This is a genomic window from Embleya sp. NPDC008237, from assembly GCF_042956465.1.
In the GTDB taxonomy this organism is placed as follows: domain Bacteria; phylum Actinomycetota; class Actinomycetes; order Streptomycetales; family Streptomycetaceae; genus Embleya.
Genome location: NZ_JBIBGL010000003.1, coordinates 451,878 through 468,909 on the forward strand (window position 1 = coordinate 451,878; position 17,032 = coordinate 468,909).

12 protein-coding genes are annotated in these 17,032 nt (G+C 71.2%); 3 read left to right on the top strand and 9 right to left on the bottom strand.

Going from position 1 to position 17,032, the window contains the following annotated elements; all coding sequences use genetic code 11:
- Positions 1–159: 159 nt before the first annotated feature.
- The 3 genes from ACFZBU_RS08915 to ACFZBU_RS08925 form a co-directional block, all read right to left on the bottom strand.
- The gene (locus tag ACFZBU_RS08915; RefSeq protein ID WP_391582794.1) at positions 160–1,602 is read right to left on the bottom strand and encodes an aldehyde dehydrogenase family protein; all 1,443 of its coding nucleotides are present in this window, start codon (positions 1,600–1,602) and stop codon (positions 160–162) included.
- A gap of 107 nt (positions 1,603–1,709) precedes the next feature.
- A complete protein-coding gene (locus ACFZBU_RS08920) occupies positions 1,710–3,230 on the bottom strand; it encodes a PucR family transcriptional regulator (protein ID WP_391582795.1) in 1,521 nt (506 codons plus the stop codon).
- Between the two features lie 43 nt (positions 3,231–3,273).
- Positions 3,274–5,649 carry a hypothetical protein gene (locus tag ACFZBU_RS08925; protein ID WP_391582796.1) on the bottom strand — a complete coding sequence of 792 codons (2,376 nt, stop codon included), beginning with the start codon at positions 5,647–5,649 and terminating at the stop codon, positions 3,274–3,276.
- A 256-nt stretch (positions 5,650–5,905) separates the two neighbouring features.
- Between ACFZBU_RS08925 and gabT the strand changes: the two genes are divergently transcribed.
- Positions 5,906–7,261 carry a 4-aminobutyrate--2-oxoglutarate transaminase gene (gene gabT / locus ACFZBU_RS08930; RefSeq protein WP_391582797.1) on the top strand — a complete coding sequence of 452 codons (1,356 nt, stop codon included), beginning with the start codon at positions 5,906–5,908 and terminating at the stop codon, positions 7,259–7,261.
- A 134-nt stretch (positions 7,262–7,395) separates the two neighbouring features.
- Here gabT and ACFZBU_RS08935 read toward each other — a convergent pair whose 3' ends face one another.
- Positions 7,396–7,839, bottom strand: coding sequence for an anti-sigma factor antagonist (locus tag ACFZBU_RS08935; RefSeq protein ID WP_391582798.1), 444 nt, complete (start codon positions 7,837–7,839; stop codon positions 7,396–7,398).
- Between the two features lie 592 nt (positions 7,840–8,431).
- Here ACFZBU_RS08935 and ACFZBU_RS08940 point away from each other — a divergent pair.
- Positions 8,432–9,019, top strand: a complete 588-nt coding sequence (locus ACFZBU_RS08940; RefSeq protein ID WP_391582799.1) for a phosphatase PAP2 family protein — start codon at positions 8,432–8,434, stop codon at positions 9,017–9,019.
- Here the strand turns inward: ACFZBU_RS08940 and ACFZBU_RS08945 are convergent.
- Positions 8,949–9,878, bottom strand: coding sequence for an NAD(P)H-dependent flavin oxidoreductase (locus ACFZBU_RS08945; RefSeq protein WP_391582800.1), 930 nt, complete (start codon positions 9,876–9,878; stop codon positions 8,949–8,951). The two genes, ACFZBU_RS08940 and ACFZBU_RS08945, sit on opposite strands and share 71 nt — an antisense overlap.
- 261 nt (positions 9,879–10,139) lie before the next feature.
- Between ACFZBU_RS08945 and ACFZBU_RS08950 the strand changes: the two genes are divergently transcribed.
- The gene (locus ACFZBU_RS08950) at positions 10,140–11,555 is read left to right on the top strand and encodes an APC family permease (RefSeq protein WP_391582801.1); all 1,416 of its coding nucleotides are present in this window, start codon (positions 10,140–10,142) and stop codon (positions 11,553–11,555) included.
- A 95-nt stretch (positions 11,556–11,650) separates the two neighbouring features.
- On the opposite strand, the gene ACFZBU_RS08955 is transcribed toward ACFZBU_RS08950, so the two are convergent.
- From ACFZBU_RS08955 to ACFZBU_RS08970, 4 genes are all read right to left on the bottom strand, one after another.
- Positions 11,651–12,445 carry a tyrosine-protein phosphatase gene (locus ACFZBU_RS08955; protein WP_391582802.1) on the bottom strand — a complete coding sequence of 265 codons (795 nt, stop codon included), beginning with the start codon at positions 12,443–12,445 and terminating at the stop codon, positions 11,651–11,653.
- Positions 12,446–12,497: 52 nt separating this feature from the next.
- Entirely contained in the window at positions 12,498–13,457 is a 960-nt protein-coding gene (locus ACFZBU_RS08960; RefSeq protein ID WP_391582803.1) for a metallophosphoesterase, read from the bottom strand.
- A gap of 210 nt (positions 13,458–13,667) precedes the next feature.
- Positions 13,668–15,170 (bottom strand): CoA-acylating methylmalonate-semialdehyde dehydrogenase, encoded by a 1,503-nt coding sequence (locus tag ACFZBU_RS08965; RefSeq protein WP_391582804.1) that lies wholly within the window; start codon positions 15,168–15,170, stop codon positions 13,668–13,670.
- Positions 15,171–15,574: 404 nt separating this feature from the next.
- Positions 15,575–17,005, bottom strand: a complete 1,431-nt coding sequence (locus ACFZBU_RS08970) for an NAD(P)/FAD-dependent oxidoreductase (RefSeq protein ID WP_391582805.1) — start codon at positions 17,003–17,005, stop codon at positions 15,575–15,577.
- Positions 17,006–17,032 lie beyond the last annotated feature (27 nt).

Below are 17,032 nucleotides of genomic sequence, written 5' to 3' on the forward strand. Positions count from 1 at the left end.
TCGCAGCGGAACCGACGTTGTTACCGACCGGTGTTACCTGCCCGTGCACGTCCACTGAATGCCGAGTGACATCCATTTGTCCAGAGGAGGCTGCTCCGTACGTGCGAAAGGGCCCGGCGGCACCACCCCAGGTGGCCGGGCCCTTCGTCGAAGGGGTGTCTACAGGGCCAGGCCCGTGAGCACCATGACGCGTTCGTACGTGAAGTCGGTCATCGCGTACGTGACGCCCTCGCGGCCGACGCCGGAGTTCTTCGCGCCGCCGTAGGGCATCTGGTCGGCGCGGTAGGAGGGGGCGTCGCCGATGATCACGCCGCCCACCTCCAGTTCGCGCTGGGCCCGGAAGGCGGTCTGGATGTCGTGGGTGAACACTCCGGCCTGGAGGCCGAATTCGGAGTCGTTGACCGCGGCGAACGCGGCGTCCGTGCCGTCCACCCGGGTCAGCGTGAGCACCGGGCCGAAGACCTCCTCGCAGGCGATGGTGACGCCGGCCGGGACCTCGCTGAGCACCGTCGGCGCGTAGGAGGCGCCGTCGCGGGTACCGCCGGTGAGCACCTTGGCGCCGGCCTGCACGGCCTCGTCCACCCATGCCTGGACCCGCTCGGCGGCGGCGACGCTGACCAGCGGGCCGACGTCGACCGTGTCGTCCTCGGGGTCGCCGGTGACCTGGGCGGCCACCTTCGCCACGATCTTCTCCACGAGGCGGTCGTAGACGCTCGCGTCGGCGATCACCCGCTGCACCGAGATGCAGGACTGGCCGCCCTGGTAGTTGGAGAAGGTCGCGATCCGCTGCGCGGCCCACTCCAGGTCGGCCTCGGAGGACCAGTCGGCGAGCACGACGGCGGCGGCGTTGCCGCCCAGCTCCAGCGTGACGTGCTTGCGCGGCACCGAGTCCATGATGCTCCAGCCCACCGGGCCCGAGCCGGTGAACGAGATGACCGGCAGCCGCTCGTCCTTCACCAGCGCCGGCATCCGGTCGTTGGGCACCGGCAGCACGCTCCACGAACCGGCGGGCAGGTCGGTCTCGGCCAGGATCTCGCCGAGCACGAGCGCGGACAGCGGGGTGGCCGGCGCGGGCTTGAGGATGATCGGTGCACCGACCGCGATCGCCGGGGCAACCTTGTGCGCGACCAGGTTGAGCGGGAAGTTGAACGGCGCGATGCCCAGCACCACGCCCTTGGGGATCCGGCGGACCAACGCGTAACGACCGGTGCCACCCGCATCGGTGTCCAGGCGCATGCCCTCGCCGTTGAACCGGCGGGCCTCCTCGGCCGCCCAGCGGAACACCGACACCGCGCGGCCGACCTCGCCGCGCGCCCACTTGATCGGCTTGCCGTTCTCGGCGGTGATCAGTCGGGCGATCTCCTCGGTGCGCTCGCCGAGCCGCTTGGCCACGTGGTCCAGGGCCGCGGCGCGCCGGAAGGCGGGCAGCGCGGCGAACTCGTGCGCGACGGCGTGCGCCGCGGCGACGGCCTCCTCGATCTGCGCGTCGGTGGGCTCGGAGACCCGGCCGACGAGCCGGCCGTCGTACGAGTTCGTGACGTCGAAGGTCGTCTCGCCGACGGCCTGTCGGCCCGCCGACCAGAACGCGTGGGTGGTGGTCACTGCTGCTCCTTCTCCGTCAACGGGCGCCGATGATCCCGGTGACCCAACGGTAGGCCGATCGTGCGCACGCGGTTTTGTCCATCTCGGCGAATCGCATATCGCCGGTACTACGACTTGTCCTCACGGTCCCGGCTCGGGTCGCGCAGCGCGAACCACAGTTCGGCGCGGGTGTCCGGATCGTCCAGGGTACGGCCGAGGATCTCCTCGGCCCGGCGGATGCGGTACCGCAGTGTGTGCCGGTGCACGCCCAGGTCGCCGGCCGCCGCGTCCCACTGCCCGTGCCGGGCCAGCCACGCGCGCAGCGAGCCGATCAGATCGCCCCGGCCGCCCGCGTCGTGCGCACGCAACGGGGCGAGCAGTTGCTCGGCCCACGCATGCACGGCGTCCCCGTCCAGCAGTGGCAACAACCCGCCGGCATCGCGGCCGTGCACGGTCAGCGCCTTCTCCGAGCGCAGTCCCACCGCGTGCGCGCCCAGGGCCTGCCGATAGCCGTCCGCGGCGGCGTCCGGCTCCACCGGACCGGACACGCCCGCGATCAGCCCGGGCAGGTCCGTCGGCTCCACCGGCTCGACCGACTCCGGCAGCACCAGCACCGTCGCCCCGCCCAACTCGCCGGTGAGCGCGGGTGTGCCGGCCCGGACCGCCCGCGTGCACAACCGTTCCGCGAACGCCGCCACGACCTGCTCGGGCCCGGTGGCCACCAGCACCCGCCACGGTCCCGGCGGCAGGTCGGCCGCGATGTCGCGGGCCAGGTCGGTCGGCGTCGCCCGCTCGCCGGTGAGCAGCAGCCGCAGCAGCGCGGTGCGCATCCGGGCGCCCGCGTCGGCACTGGCCCGGGACTGTTCCAGGGCCAGCGTCAGCAGCGAGGCCGCGGTGCCCAGGGTCTGCCGGTCGGCGGTGCGCGGCGGCCGGTCGGTGCCCACCGCCAGGAAGCCGCTGATCCGCCGCTCCGCACCCAGCGACTGCACCACCACGCGCCCGTCGCCCCCGATCCCCGGCAACGACGCGGAGGACGGCGCGGGCATCCCGCGCAACTTCTCGATGTCGGCGCGCAGGCCGTCGGTACGGGCCCGGGCCGCGGCGGGCGCGACCTGGCGCAGTGTGCCGTCCGCGTCGTACAGCGCGGCCCAGCCGTCCAACCGGGCCGCGAGCCGGCGGATCAGCGTCGCGGGACCCTCGCGCCCGGCGGCGGCCCGGGTCAGCTCCTGCTGGACCGCGAAGCCGGTGGTGACGGTCTCGTACTGCTCGGCCGCCAGCGCCGACGAGACCACCTTGCTGATCGCGATGAACGGCGTCGGACGCGGCACCTCGAACACCGGGAAGCCGTACGCCTCGGCGACCTCGACGATCACCGCGGGCACCCGGTCCAGGGTCAGGCCCACCCCGATCCCGAGCCCGGCCACCTCGGCCGCCGCGAGCCGCTCGACGTAGGCACGCCGCTCGGCGTTGTTGCGGCCGAGCTTCATCCCGGTGGTGAGCAGCAGTTCGCCACCCTCCAGGTAGGGCGTGGGATCGGCGAGTTCGCTGGTGTGCACCCACCGCACCTCGCGCTCCAGCCCGCCCTTGCCCGCGAGCACCCGCAGGTCGAGGGCGGGGGCACGGACCAGGGAGGCGAGGGTGGGCGGCATGTCGTTTTGTCCAAACCGGAGTGGGAGAGGCTTCCAGTCTGACTCAGCGGCCGAGATCGATCAGCACGGGAGGGGTTCGCTCGCCCTTTCGGGTGGTCAGGCTGACGACGGCGTGCCGGGTCGGCAGGTCGCCGGTGATCTCGCTCGGGGACCAGCGATAGCGCTCGACGGTGCGGGTGGTCACCCGCTCGGACCGCCCGCTCGCCTTCTCGCCGAACAGCGCGCCCAGCACCGAGTAGCGGATCCGCTTGACCAGCCCGCCCTCGGGCGTGCCCATGGTGATCGACTTCTCCTGCTCCTTGGTCATCCCCCAGTACTCGGCGAACAACTCGGCATCGGTGCGCGAAGCGCCCGGTACCACCGCCTTGCAGCCGGCCGCGGCAAACACGGTGTGCCGCAAGGCGGGGGCGAGGTCGTCGAGCGAGCGCACCGACAGGACCAGGCCGGCCCGGCGGTTGCGGGCCCATTGCAGGCCCTTGGCCGCGTAGTCGTCCACCAGCCGCCCCGCGTCGTCGGCGACCAGGCACGCGAACACCTTGCGCGGCCCGCGCTCGCGCCGGGGCGTGGCCATCGCCTGGACGAACTGGGACAACACGAGCCGGCCGATCAGCCGGGCCGCCTCGGGGTGCGCGGCCTCGTTCAGCGCGATCCGCACCCGCAGCGGCCGGTCGATGTCGCCCGCCGCGAAGCGCTGCCGATCGGGGTGGAACAACTCCGCGACGCCGGGTCGCTCCAGCACCGCCAGGCGCTGCACCAGCATCCGCGCGTCGTCGTCGCCGCGCGCCATCGCGCGCAGCGCCCGCTCGTGCTCGGCGTACCGGCCGGCGGCCCGCAGCGCGCGCTCCAGTGCGGCGAGCGCGGCCTCGGTGCCGTCCAGCAGGTCGAGCAGCGTGCCCACCTCGGGATAGCGGCCGTGCCCGGCCACGTACGCGCCGAGCACCTGGCGCAGCGCGTTGCCCGCGGCGTCGCCGAGCCCGACCATGTTCGGCGGCAGCGCGGCGGCGGCGAGCCGGTCGGCGGCGTCCTCGGGCGAGGCCGCGCCGCCGTACAGGTCCAGGCCCGAGGGCGACTCCGGGTCGCCGACGATCACTTCCAGGTCGTAGCCGCCCGGGCGGTCGAACTCGTCGCCCTTGGCGTCGATCACCACCAACGACGCGGAGCCGGTCAGCGCGCGCAGGCTCATCGTCTCGACCACCGGCTCCAGCAGCCGGGCCGGCTCGCCGGCCCGGGCCGCACCGACCACGAGCATCGAGGCGCCGAGCACGTCCGGATCGAGGGCGAAGGGGGTGTCCCGGTACAGCGGCGGGTTCTTCGGGTGGTCGGTGCCCACGCCGACCCGCACCTGGCCGGCGAACAGGTCGTGTTCGGCCCGCCGGGGCCGCAGGTCGCGCTGCCCGGAGCCGTGCCGACAGGCGGCGGCGCCGTGGTCGACGACCTCCTCGGCCACGTCCGCGAGGTATTCGGGGTCCGTCGCGCCGGCCTCGATCACCCGGCGCAGCCGCAGGTAGTCCACGTCCCGCACCCGGCCCGCGGACACCTCGTGGTCGAGCACGTCGGCGGCCTCGTGTTGTCCCGCGTCGCGCAACTCCGGCCACAACTCCGCTTCGGCGACCTGCGCCTCCTCGGTTTCGGGCGCGACCTGCTCGCCGGGAGTGCGCAGGTACGGCCCGAGCACCACCTCCCAGCGGCCCAGCGTCGCGGCCGCGTACAGGAAGCCGCCGTTGTAGAGGAGCCGGACCAGCCACTGCCCGTCGTGCAGCAGCCCGCGCGGGAAGATCAGCAGCAACAGCGCGACGAACGGGCGCATCAGCGCGATCCAGGCGACGAAGCCCAGGACCAGGAACAGCGCGGCGCGGCGCCACTGTTCGGGGCGCGGGCGTCCGTTCAGCTCGGCTCGGCGGTCCAGCCGTTGCCACCACGGGCGCAGGAACGGCCAGGCGATCTCGTGCCATCGGCCGAGGTAGCCGAACAGCACGAACAGCACCACGTAGAGCAGGTTGTTGAACAGCAGCGGCCACATGAAGGTCGGGATGATCTTCCGGACCAGCCAGACGTAGGCGACGATCACCCAGTTCAGGCTGAGCACCGCGATCACCAGCCACAACACCGCACGCCGGACCAACGCCGCCTCCGGCCGGGTGCGTGCGTCGCGCTCGGCCGCCCGCAACCTGATCTCCCGCTCGTCCCGGCCGTAGCCGTACACGCCGGGGGCCTCCCGGTGTCGCGGGCCGCGCAGCCAGCCGCGCAGGTCGAAGCCGTCGGGATCGACGTCGCGCTCGGCCGCGGCCGGGGCCGGCACCCGTGCTCGGGCGGCCCGCGCGCGGCGGATCGCAGGGGCACCCGGGCCCGTCGGGTCGGCCCCGAAGACCTCGGCCTCGACAGCCGGCGACGCCGGGGAATCCGGCCGTTCCACGTCCACGTCTCGCCCTCCCGGAACCACACCCTGACCGGAACTCAATCTAGGCGCCGCACCCACCGTCGTGATGATCATTCCGGCGCGAGTCCGCGACGAGTTCGTGAGTTGTTCTGCCCGATCGGCATTTGTCCATCCCGGACACAAGCAACCGGGTGATTAACCGATGCGGCGCATGCGGCGAACGCGGCCCGGCGCCTAGCCTGCCGATAGGACCGCGGTGCCACCGCGAACCCCCCGCCTCGACCCACAGGAGACCAGCATGGGCGCTTCGCAGCCCGGCGGGCCCTCGCTCCCGCAGGAGCGCCGGCTCGTCACCGCCATCCCCGGCCCGAAGTCGACCGAGCTGATGACGCGTCGCAACGCGGCGGTCGCGCGCGGCGTCAGCACCACCCTGCCGGTCTTCGTGACCCAGGCGGGTGGCGGCGTGGTCGTCGACGTGGACGGCAACTCGCTGATCGACTTCGGCTCCGGCATCGCGGTGACCAGCGTCGGCAACTCCGCCGAGGGTGTCGTGCGCCGCGCGTCCGAGCAGCTTCAGCGGTTCACCCACACGTGCTTCATGGTGACCCCGTACGAGTCGTACGTGGCGGTCGCCGAGCAGCTCAACGAGCTGACCCCGGGTGATCACGACAAGCGCACCGCGCTGTTCAACTCGGGCGCCGAGGCGGTGGAGAACGCGGTCAAGATCGCGCGTGCCCACACCAAGCGCCCCGCGGTGGTCGTGTTCGACCACGGCTATCACGGTCGCACCAACCTGACCATGGCGCTGACCGCGAAGAACATGCCGTACAAGGAGTCGTTCGGCCCGTTCGCCCCCGAGGTCTACCGGGTCCCGGTCGCCTACCCCTACCGCTGGTTGACCGGCGCGGAGAACTGCGCCGAGGAGGCCGCGGCGCAGGCGATCGACATGATCACCAAGCAGATCGGCGCGCACAACGTGGCCGCCGTGGTGATCGAACCCGTGCTGGGCGAGGGCGGCTTCATCGAGCCGGCCAAGGGCTTCCTGCCCAGGATCGTCGAGTTCTGCAAGGCGAACGGCATCGTGTTCGTGGCGGACGAGATCCAGACCGGCTTCTGCCGCACCGGCCAGTGGTTCGCGTGCGACGACGAGGGCATCGTGCCGGACCTGATCACCACCGCCAAGGGCATCGCGGGCGGCCTGCCGCTGGCCGCCGTGACCGGGCGCGCCGAGATCATGGATTCCGCCCATGCGGGTGGCCTCGGTGGCACGTACGGCGGCAACCCGGTCGCCTGCGCCGCGGCGCTCGGCGCGATCGAGACGATGCGCGGCCTCGACCTCAACGGCGCGGCCCGCCGGATCGGCGAGATCATGCTCGGCCGACTGGGCACGATGAGCGAGAAGTTCGCCGAGATCGGCGAGGTTCGCGGTCGCGGCGCGATGATCGCGATCGAACTGGTCGAGCCCGGCTCCAAGGAGCCGAACGCGGAGCTGGCCGGCGCGGTCGCCAAGGCGTGCCACGCGCGGGGTCTGCTGGTGCTGACCGCCGGCACCTACGGCAACGTGCTGCGTTTCCTGCCGCCGCTGGTGATCCCCGAGCACCTGCTCGTCGAGGGCCTGGACGTGCTCGAGGAGGCGTTCGCCGCCTCGGTCTGAGCCGGCCGCGACAGCACGAACCCCCGTCCGCCGGAATGCTCCGGTGCACGGGGGTTCGGTGTCTCGGATGGGGGTCGCGGCGTCCGCCGCGGACCGGCCGACCGCAGTGCTGCGGTGCCGCGATCGGGGAGTGCTCAGAGCCGCGGTCGGCGCGGCGCCGGGGCGATCCGCTCGACCATGCTCAGGCCCGGCACCGCGTCCCAGCCGCACAGTGCGAGCACTCGCAACATCTGCCGGCTCGCGCCGATCAGGATCATGTGTCCGCCGCGCCGGGACAGCGCGCCGGCCTGGTCGACGAACACCCTCAGGCCCGCGACGTCGATGAAGGCGAGCTTGCCGACGTCCACCCGGACGTCGCCGCCGTCGCGGGACGCGGCGGCCAGGACGCGGCGCACCACGTCCACATTCGCGAGGTCGATCTCGCCTTCGAGTCGCAGGCCGCGCGGCCGGGTCGTGCGCACGACGCGCAGCTGACGGTCGCTGGTCAGGACCACGCCCATCGCACCCGCGCCCCGACCCGGTCGGGGTTCCACCGAGGAATCGAACACGGCACCGCCCGCCTTGACGCCCTTGGACACCACCGGAACCTCGGTCCGGCGGACGCGCCCGCTCCCCGCAGGGGCCGGGATGCACGGCACGCGGTATGTCGAGTAATCGGACTCTTCAACCACCTGGCCAACCCTACCTTTGCGTGCTGACAGCAGAGGGGCGATCGACGACATTGCGTCAATGCCACGTCACTCGAGTAACCGTCGATTTGCCCTGCTTACGGATGTTCTCCGCGTACTTGGACTCTCCCGGGTGGTCGGACTCACGCGACACGTGCTGTGACGCCGCTCACACCCTTCATTGCTCCAACGTACAGCGTGTATGTCCCGCCTTCCAGACCGTGGAGAACGTGTGCAGGCTTTGTGTGAACGCCGCGCGTCGGGAACCCGCCGACCTGTTCTCCGCGTATCTTCGAGTGAGATGCACAGACCTTCCACCGACGCCGGCCCTGAGCAAGCCGGCGGCCGCCCCGGGACAACGCCCCCCGTTCCGGGGCGGTGGTCTGTTCACTCACAGTACACGCGCGGCCTCGCACTGCCGCTGATTCTCCTTCTCGCGCTCGTCGCGCTCACCGTCCAGGTAGTGGCCGAAAGCGGACCCTCGCTCGACCTGGATCACACCGTGCGCAACGCAATCCGCGATCTCGCGGGCGCGAGCGGAGCGGCCCGACTCGACGGACCGATGCACGTCCTGGCCGACCTGGGCGGGCCACTGCCGGCCGGGATCGCCCTCGCCGCCGCGGCGCTGTTCGCGACCGTACGCAGGCGCAGCGCGTACCCGATCGCCATCGCGGCGGGCGGCGTGCTCGTGGTGACGATCGCGGTGATCGCCGGCAAGGATCTGATCGGACGGCCGGGGCCGAGCGAAGCCCCGGTGCCCGCCGACGGATGGGGCTTCTTCCCGTCCGGGCACACCGCGACCTCGACGGTCTGCTACGGGATCGCCGCACTGCTGCTCGGGCGTGTCGGCTCGGCGCGGGCGGGCCGACGCTGGGCCCTGGGTGCGGTCGTGCTGTGCGCCCTGATCGGGTTCGCGCTGCTGTGGTGCGACTACCACTGGCTCGCCGACGTGCTGGCCTCGTGGGCGCTGTGCGGGATCGTGTTGTGGGCGGCGGCACGGGTGGCCGACGCGGGCGGGCTCAGAGCTCGCCCGCCCGCCGCACCGCCGTCGCCATCGCCGCGTGGAACCCCGCCATCGTCCGCTCGATGATCGCGGCCACCGACTCCACGTCGTGCACCAGGCCGACCGACTGACCCGCGGAGGCGAGCGACGCCTCCATCTCGCCGTCGAAGTACAACCGCTTGATCGCATCGAGCGAGCTGTGCGCCGGCCCGCCGGAGGCGGCGAGCGCGCGGGAGAACTCGGTGCCCAGGACCCGCATGGTCGGGCTGCCCGTGCGGTTGACCACCACGGTCCCGGTCTCGTCCGCGGCCAACACCGCCTGCTTGTAGTGGGCGTGTACCGGGCTCTCGGCCGAGGCCAGGAAGCGGGTGCCCATCTGGACCGCCTCCGCACCGAGCGCGAACGCCGCCGCCATGCCGCGCCCGTCCACGATGCCGCCGGCGGCGACCAGGGGCAGGTCGGTGATCTCCCGGATGCCCTGGAGCAGCACGAGCAGCGAGACCTCGGCCGGATTCTTGAAGCCGCCGCCCTCGGCGCCCTCCACCACCAGTCCGTCCACACCGGCCTCGATCGCCTTGCGGGCGGCCCGGATCGAGGGCACCACGTGATAGACGGTCAGGCCGTGCTCGCGAAGCAGGCCCACGAAGGTCGCCGGATTGCCGGCCGACGTGGTCACGAACCGCACACCCGCGTCCGCCACGTGCCGCACGAGCCGGTCGTCGCGCAGGAACATCAGCGGCAGGTTGACCCCGAACGGCAGCCCCGAGGCGACCATCGTGTCGATCTCCCGACGGCACGCGTCGACCTCGCCGGAGGAGGTCTCCACCATCCCGAGACCGCCCGCCGCGGACACGGCCGCGGCCAGTCGGGAGCGGGCTATCCAGCCCATCGGCGCCTGGATGACCGGGTGCCGGGCGCCGGTGTGCGCGAGTACGCGGTTGACCATGGCCGGAGGCTATCTCGACAGGTGAACGGTGGGAAAACTTTTCCCGCAGCCGAGTCTGCGGATTACGTACCATCAGATGCCAGCTTGAAGCGATATTCGATGAAATCTGGGCGCACTCCCTACGGAATCAGTTGCCAACGGGATCTTGACGGGTGATCAAACGGGCGTTTGTATTACGCCGCACCGTTCGGAAGGCACGAACGGCTCATATCCGTCCCGGAGGCGATAACCGCACCCCGCTGTCCCGCAGAGGTAGCGCACATGGCTGTTGAAACAACCCCACCGCCGTCCGGGACCCTGACTCCAGTCACCCTCGACGCCGATGGCACCCCCGCCCCGCTCAAGCGCTCCATCGGAGTCGTCGGCGGCACCCTGCTCACACTCTCCTGTCTGACCCCCGCGTCCTCGCTGTTCGTGATCGTTCCGGGGATGTTCGAGACGCTCGGCTCCGGAACCGCGTTGGCCCTGGTCGTGGCCGCCGTCCTGTGTGTCGGCGTCGCGTTCTGTTACTCCGAGCTGGGCACCCTGATCCCCAGCGCCGGCGGCGAGTACGCCATGGTCGGCACCCTGATGGGCCGCTTCATGGGCTGGCTGGTCTTCATCATCGCCACCATCGTGGTGATGATCGTGCCGCCGATCATCGCCCTGGGCACCGCCGAGTATCTGACCTCGATCGCGACGTTCGACACGATGTGGGCCGGCGCCGCGGTGATGATCCTGGCCACCGTCATGGGGCTGCTCGACCTGCGTGCGAACGCGTGGGTGACCGGCGTCTTCCTGGCCCTGGAGGTGATCGCCGCCGCGATCGTGGCCTTCCTCGGCTTCGCCAACGTGAACCAGGCGACCTCGACGCTGATCAAGCCCGAGGTCGTCGTGGACGCCGCGAGCAACACGACGGACCCGCTGAAGATGGGTGTGCTGATCGCGGGCATGGCCGGCGCGCTGTTCGCCCTGCAGGGCTTCTCCACCGCGGTCTACCTGGCCGAGGAGATGGAGAACCCGCGGCGCACGGTCTCCCGCACGGTGTTGTGGACCCTGGGCCTGGGCGGCGTGATCCTGATCGTGCCCACCGTCGCGATCTCGCTGGGCGCGCCGGACCAGGCGACCCTGGCGGGCGGCGACATCCTCGGCCTGGTCGAGGGCTGGTCCAACCACGGCACGGCCACCTTCATCGGCCTGTGCATCGCGCTGGCGATCATCAACGCGGGCGTGGTCATGGTGATCCAGAACTCCCGCGTGGTCTACGCCTCGGCCCGCGACCGGGCCTGGCCCGAGCCGATCAACCGGGCCTTCGGCAAGGTGAACCGGTTCGGTTCGCCGTGGGTCTCCACGCTGGTGGTCGGGGTGCCCGGCGCGCTCCTGTGCTTCGTGAACCTGGACATCCTCGGTGAGGTCACCGGCGTCGCGGTCGCCGCGCTCTACCTGGTGGTGGCGCTCGCCGTGCTGGTCGCCCGGAAGGGCGCGCACAAGAGCACCCAGGCCTGGCGCATGCCGCTGTGGCCGGCGATCCCGGTGCTCCTGATCGCGTCGATGATCTACGTGCTGACCGAGCAGCCGACCCGCGCCCTGCTGATCACCGGCGGGGTGCTGGTCCTGGCCGCGCTGTACTGGGTGGTCTACCTGCGTCCGCGTCAGGAGACCCGCTGGAACATCAAGCTGATGGCCGACGACTCCTGATTCTCGGCGGCCCGCGGCAACCGTCGTACGCCGCACCGACCCGAGGGCGGTGCCTCCTCCTGTGGGCACCGTCCTCGGGCTCGTCCGGATCCGGCTCAGTCCTCCAGCAGCATCGCCCGCAGCCGGTCCAGCCGCTCCGCGTCCAGGCCCAGACCCTGCTCCAGGTAGGCGTCGAAGCCGCCCCAGTGGGTGTCCATCACCTCCAGCGCGCCGCGCAGGTATTCCTCGCGCACCTCCAGGAACGGCTGGAAGAGTTCCAGCAGGCCCGGCCGCATCGCGAGCTTGTCGCTGTTCGGCTCGTAGCGGTTGCCCGGGTCGTTGCTGATCAGGTAGTTCGCCACCGCGTCGTCGGCGGAGACCCCGACGATGCGCTGCACCAGAGCCGCCGCGATCCCGGCACGGTCCTTGCCGGCCGAACAGTGCACCACGACCGGCAGGCCGTCCGCGTCGAGCATCGCGCGCAACATCTGCGCGTGCCGGTCGACCCGACTCACCACCTGGTCGCGGTAGTCCGCCGCGATCGACTTCTCCGCGCGCCCGTTGCCCAGCCGCTCGCGCAGCACGCTCAGGTCGGCGCTGCGCAGATCCTTCCAGAAGTCCGAGTGGCGGGCCGGATCGGACATCGGCAGGTTCAGCCACCGGGCACCGTCGGGCAGCACGTCGGCGCCGTCCAGTTCGATGTCGGCCGGGCTGCGCAGGTCCACCACGAGCCGGATGCCCAGGTCGGCCAGGACGGCGCGGTCCGCCTCCGTGGGCTTGGCCAGGTGGCCGCTGCGGAAGTAGCGACCGGCCCGCACCCGCCGGCCGTCGGCGGTGGGCAGTCCGCCGATGTCGCGGAAGTTGCGGATTCCTTCGAGGGCGAGTCCGGCGTCCGCCTGATGCTGTGTCACGTGTCTCCTCGTGCTGGTCGGGCTGTGGTCGTGGCCGTGCGGGGGATCGGACTCAGGCGCCGCGGACCGGACGGGGCTCGCCGAACCTGGCCTCGAACCACTCGTCGCTCATCTCGCGCATCTCCTCGATGGTCACCACGCCCAGCATGAGATCGGTGAGAAAGCGCGGTGCGGGTTTGGCGCGCATGGTGTCCGTGATCGGACCGGGCGCGGTGTGCGCGGCGGATTCGACCCGGCCGTCCGGATGCAATGTGAAGGTGCGGTAGCCGGGGCCGTCGAAGTGTTTGCCGGCGTAGTCGATGCTGTACGTGGTCGAGGGCGCCACGAACACCGGTACGCCGGCGAACTCGCCTTCCAGCGCGCCGTGCAGGTGGCCGCCGGAGATGGCCCGGATGTGCCCGAAGTCGCGGAGCAGCGCGCCGAGTCGACCGGAGGGGTCCAGGTTCGGGCAGATCTCGGCGAGCGGTGGCTGGTGCACGAACAGCAGCACGTGCTCGGCGTCCGAACCGGCCAGGATCTCCCGGATCCGGGCGGCTTCGGGCGCACTCAGTTCCGGCCCGTCGGCCCGGGTCATCCGGTCGTCGAGGTCGCGGTACACGCCCTCGCCCACGTGCTCGCGGCCGAGCGCGTTGGTGTCCACCATGAGCAGCAGCCAGGACCCGATCCGCACCGCGGGTTCCAGGTGCACGCCGGTGCGCGGCAGGCCCGCGATGTAGGCGTCGTGGTTGTCGTGGTTGCCGGGCAGGCAGTACACGGGCACCGGGAGTTCCTGGAGCACGTCCCCCAGCCGCCGGTAGGCCCCGGGCTCGCCGGTGTCCGCCAGGTCGCCGGAGGCCACCAGCACATCGGCGGCGGCGAGCGCGTCGGCGGCGTCCGCGAGGGTCGCGGCCAGCCCGGCGTCCGGATCGTGCTGCACGAACCCGTGGGTGCCCGGAGCGTCCCGATAGTGCACGTCGGAAATCTGGATCAAACGGATGGCGGTATCGCCGGCCGGACCGTCTTCGATGGGCATGCGCCATTCCCCTGTCACGTCCGTGAACGGTCGCAGACTGATCATCTGACGACCCGTCACGCATGCTGCCAGGGAAGGCGTACGGAGGAAATGGCGAAGCGGACCGGGGTCGGTGCGGACCCCGGACGACGAAGCCCGCCCGACCACGTCATTGGGGTCGGGCGGGCTGGACACGGCCTGGGAGCGCGGGCTCGCCGAGGCGGGCGAGCGTCAGTCGTTGGTCGGGAAGCCCAGGTTGATGCCGCCGTGGCTGGGGTCGAGCCAGCGCTGGGTGACGACCTTGCCGCGGGTGAAGAACTGCACGCCGTCGGCGCCGTACGCGTGCAGGTCGCCGAACAGCGAGTTCTTCCAGCCGCCGAACGAGTAGTAGGCGACCGGGACCGGGATCGGCACGTTGATGCCGATCATGCCCACCTCGACCTCGTTCTGGAACCTGCGGGCGGCGCCGCCGTCGTTGGTGAAGATCGCGGTGCCGTTGCCGTACGGGTTGGCGTTGATCAGCGCCAGGCCCTCGTCGTAGGACTCGACCCGCACGACCGACAACACCGGGCCGAAGATCTCGTCGGTGTAGATCGACATCTCGGGGGTGACGTTGTCGAACAGGGTCGGGCCGACCCAGTAGCCGTCGGCGGTGTCGGTGCCGTTGATCGGGTGCTCGCGGCCGTCCACCACGAGCGTCGCGCCCTGGTCCTCGCCGGCCCGCACGTACGACAGCACCTTGTCCGCGTGCTGGCGGGTGACCAGCGGGCCCATCTCGGAGGCGGCGTCGTTGCCCGCGCCGACCCGGAGCTTGGTCATCCGCTCCTTGATCCGGGCGATCAGCTCGTCGGCGATCGGCTCGACCGCGACCAGGGCCGAGATCGCCATGCAGCGCTCGCCGGCCGCACCGAAACCGGCGTTGACCGCGGCGTCGGCGACCAGGTCCAGGTCGGCGTCCGGGAGCACCAGCATGTGGTTCTTGGCGCCGCCGAGGGCCTGCACGCGCTTCCCGTAGCGGGTGCCGTTCTCGTACACGTACTTGGCGATCGGGGTCGAGCCGACGAACGAGACGGACTTGATGTCCGGGTGCTCCAGGATCCGGTCCACGGCGACCTTGTCGCCGTGCACGACGTTGAACACGCCGTCGGGCAGACCGGCCTGCTTCCACAGGTCGGCGAGGAAGTTCGCGGTGGACGGGTCCTTCTCGCTCGGCTTGAGGATCACCGTGTTGCCGGTGGCGATCGCGATCGGGAAGAACCACATCGGGACCATCGCCGGGAAGTTGAACGGCGAGATGATCGCGACCGGACCCAGCGGCTGGCGGATCGAGTAGACGTCGATGCCGGTCGACGCCTGCTCGGAGTGCCCACCCTTCTGCAAGTGCGGGATGCCGCAAGCGAGTTCCACGACCTCCTGGCCGCGGGCGATCTCGCCGAGCGCGTCCGAGTGCACCTTGCCGTGCTCGGCCACGATGATCGCGGCGAGCTCGTCCTTCTTGGCGTTGAGCAGCTCACGGAAGTTGAAGAGCACCGAGGAGCGCTTCGCGAGCGAGGCGTTCTTCCAGCCGGCGAAGGCCCGGACGGCGACCGAGACGGCCTCGTCGACCTCGGCCACGGAGGCGTAGTCGACCGTGCCGGTGACCTTGCCGGTGGCGGGGTTGTGGATGTCGCCCCGACGCTCGGAGACGCCGGTCCACTCCGCGTTGGCAATCCAGTGGGTTACGTGGTTCGTCACGGTCCGACCTTCCGGGGGATGCGGGTTTGGCGAGGGGCCGCACAAGCCCCGTACGGTTTGCCAGTCTGCTGGCCGGGTGGGAGGGGCTCAAGCTTCAGAGTGTCGGCGGTTGGGCCGTTCGCCTTACAGACCGTCTCGGTCGGCGTGGCTATTGCCCGCCCGCACCACCCGTTACGTTTCGGACGACGCTACGGAATTACCGCGAAGGGGCGGACGAATAGGCCCCGCGGCCTCCGCCGGATCTCGCGCACAACGCGCCGGAAGCCGGGTGAGGCGCATGCTCACCCGGCTGCCCCAAGGCGCGCCGGCGCCCACGACTTGATCGCGTGCGGTGATCGAGGAGCGCGCGAGGAGAGCGGCCGGAGGCCACCGGTGGCGCAGCCACCTCCGCGCGCAGCGCGGTCTTAACTATCGAAGCCCATGCCGACCTTGTCGAGCGCCTTCAGCCACAGGTTGCGCTTGCCGGCGTTCTTGTCGGCGCGGTCCATCGACCACTTGGTCATCGTCACGCCCGCCCACTTGATCGGTTCCGGCGGGAACGGGAGGGGCTTGGTGCGGACCATTTCGAGTTCGGTGCGCTCGGTCGGGCGACCGTCGAGCTTGTCCAGCATCACCTCGGCGCCGAAGCGGGTGGCGCCCACCCCCAGACCGGTGAAGCCCAGCGCGTACGCGACCTTGCCCTTGTACGCCGTCCCGAAGAACGCCGAGAAGCGGCTGCACGTGTCGATCGCGCCGCCCCACGTGTGGCTGAAGCGCAGACCCTCCAACTGCGGGAAGGTCTCGAAGAAGTGCTGCGCAATCTTCGCGAACGTCTCCGGGCGCTGGTCCAGGTCCGAGGAGAGCTTGGAGCCGTAGTGGTAGACGGCGTCGTAACCGCCCCACAGGATCCGGTTGTCCGCGCTGAGCCGGTAGTAGTGGAACTGGTTGTTCGTGTCGCCGATGCCCTGCCGGTTGTGCCAGCCGATCGCCGCGAGCTGCCCGGCGCTCAGCGGCTCGGTCATCATCGCGTAGTCGTAGACCGGCACCACGAACGGCCGCAGCCGCTTGACCAGCGACGGGAAGACGTTGGTGCCCAGCGCCACATTGCCCGCGAAGACCCGGCCGTACGCGGTCTTGAGCACCATCCCCGAGCCGTGCTCGGCCAGTTCGGTCACCTTGGTGCGCTCGTGGATGCGCACGCCCAGCGACTCGCACGCGGCCTTGAGGCCCCAGGCCAGTCGGGCCGGGTCGATGATCGCGCAGCCGGTCCGGTCCCAGACGCCGGCGAGGTAGGTGGGCGAGTCGACCTCCGCCCGCACCTCGTCCCGGTCCAGGAAGGTCAGTTCGGTGCCGTACCGGCGGGCGAGGTCGATCTCCTCGCGCAGTTCCTCGACCTGGTGCGGTTGGGTCGCGACGCTGAGTTCGCCGGTGCGACGGAAGTCGCAGTCGATGCCGTAGCGCTTGATCGCCGCCTCGATCTCGTCGAGGTTGTGCTCGCCGAGCCGCTCCAGCCGGGCGAGTTCACCCTCCCAGCGATCCAGCCCGTTGTAGAAGCCGTGGGTCAGGCTCGCGGCGCAGAATCCGCCGTTGCGGCCCGAGGCCGCCCAGCCGATCTCGTGCGCCTCGACCAGCACCACATCGCGCGAGGGGTTGCGTTCCTTGGCGATCAGCGCGGTCCACAGACCCGAGTAGCCGCCGCCGACGATCGCGAGATCGCAGTGGTCGTCGCCGACCAGGGCCGCGCACGGCTCCGGACGGTCGCTTTGGTCGAGCCAGAAGGGGGTGGGCGCGGCGTCCGCGAGCGAGCGGATGGCCTCGACCGAGGGAGCAGGATCCGACGTGTTCCGGGGACCCATGGGGTTTCACCACTTTCGCAGTGCCCG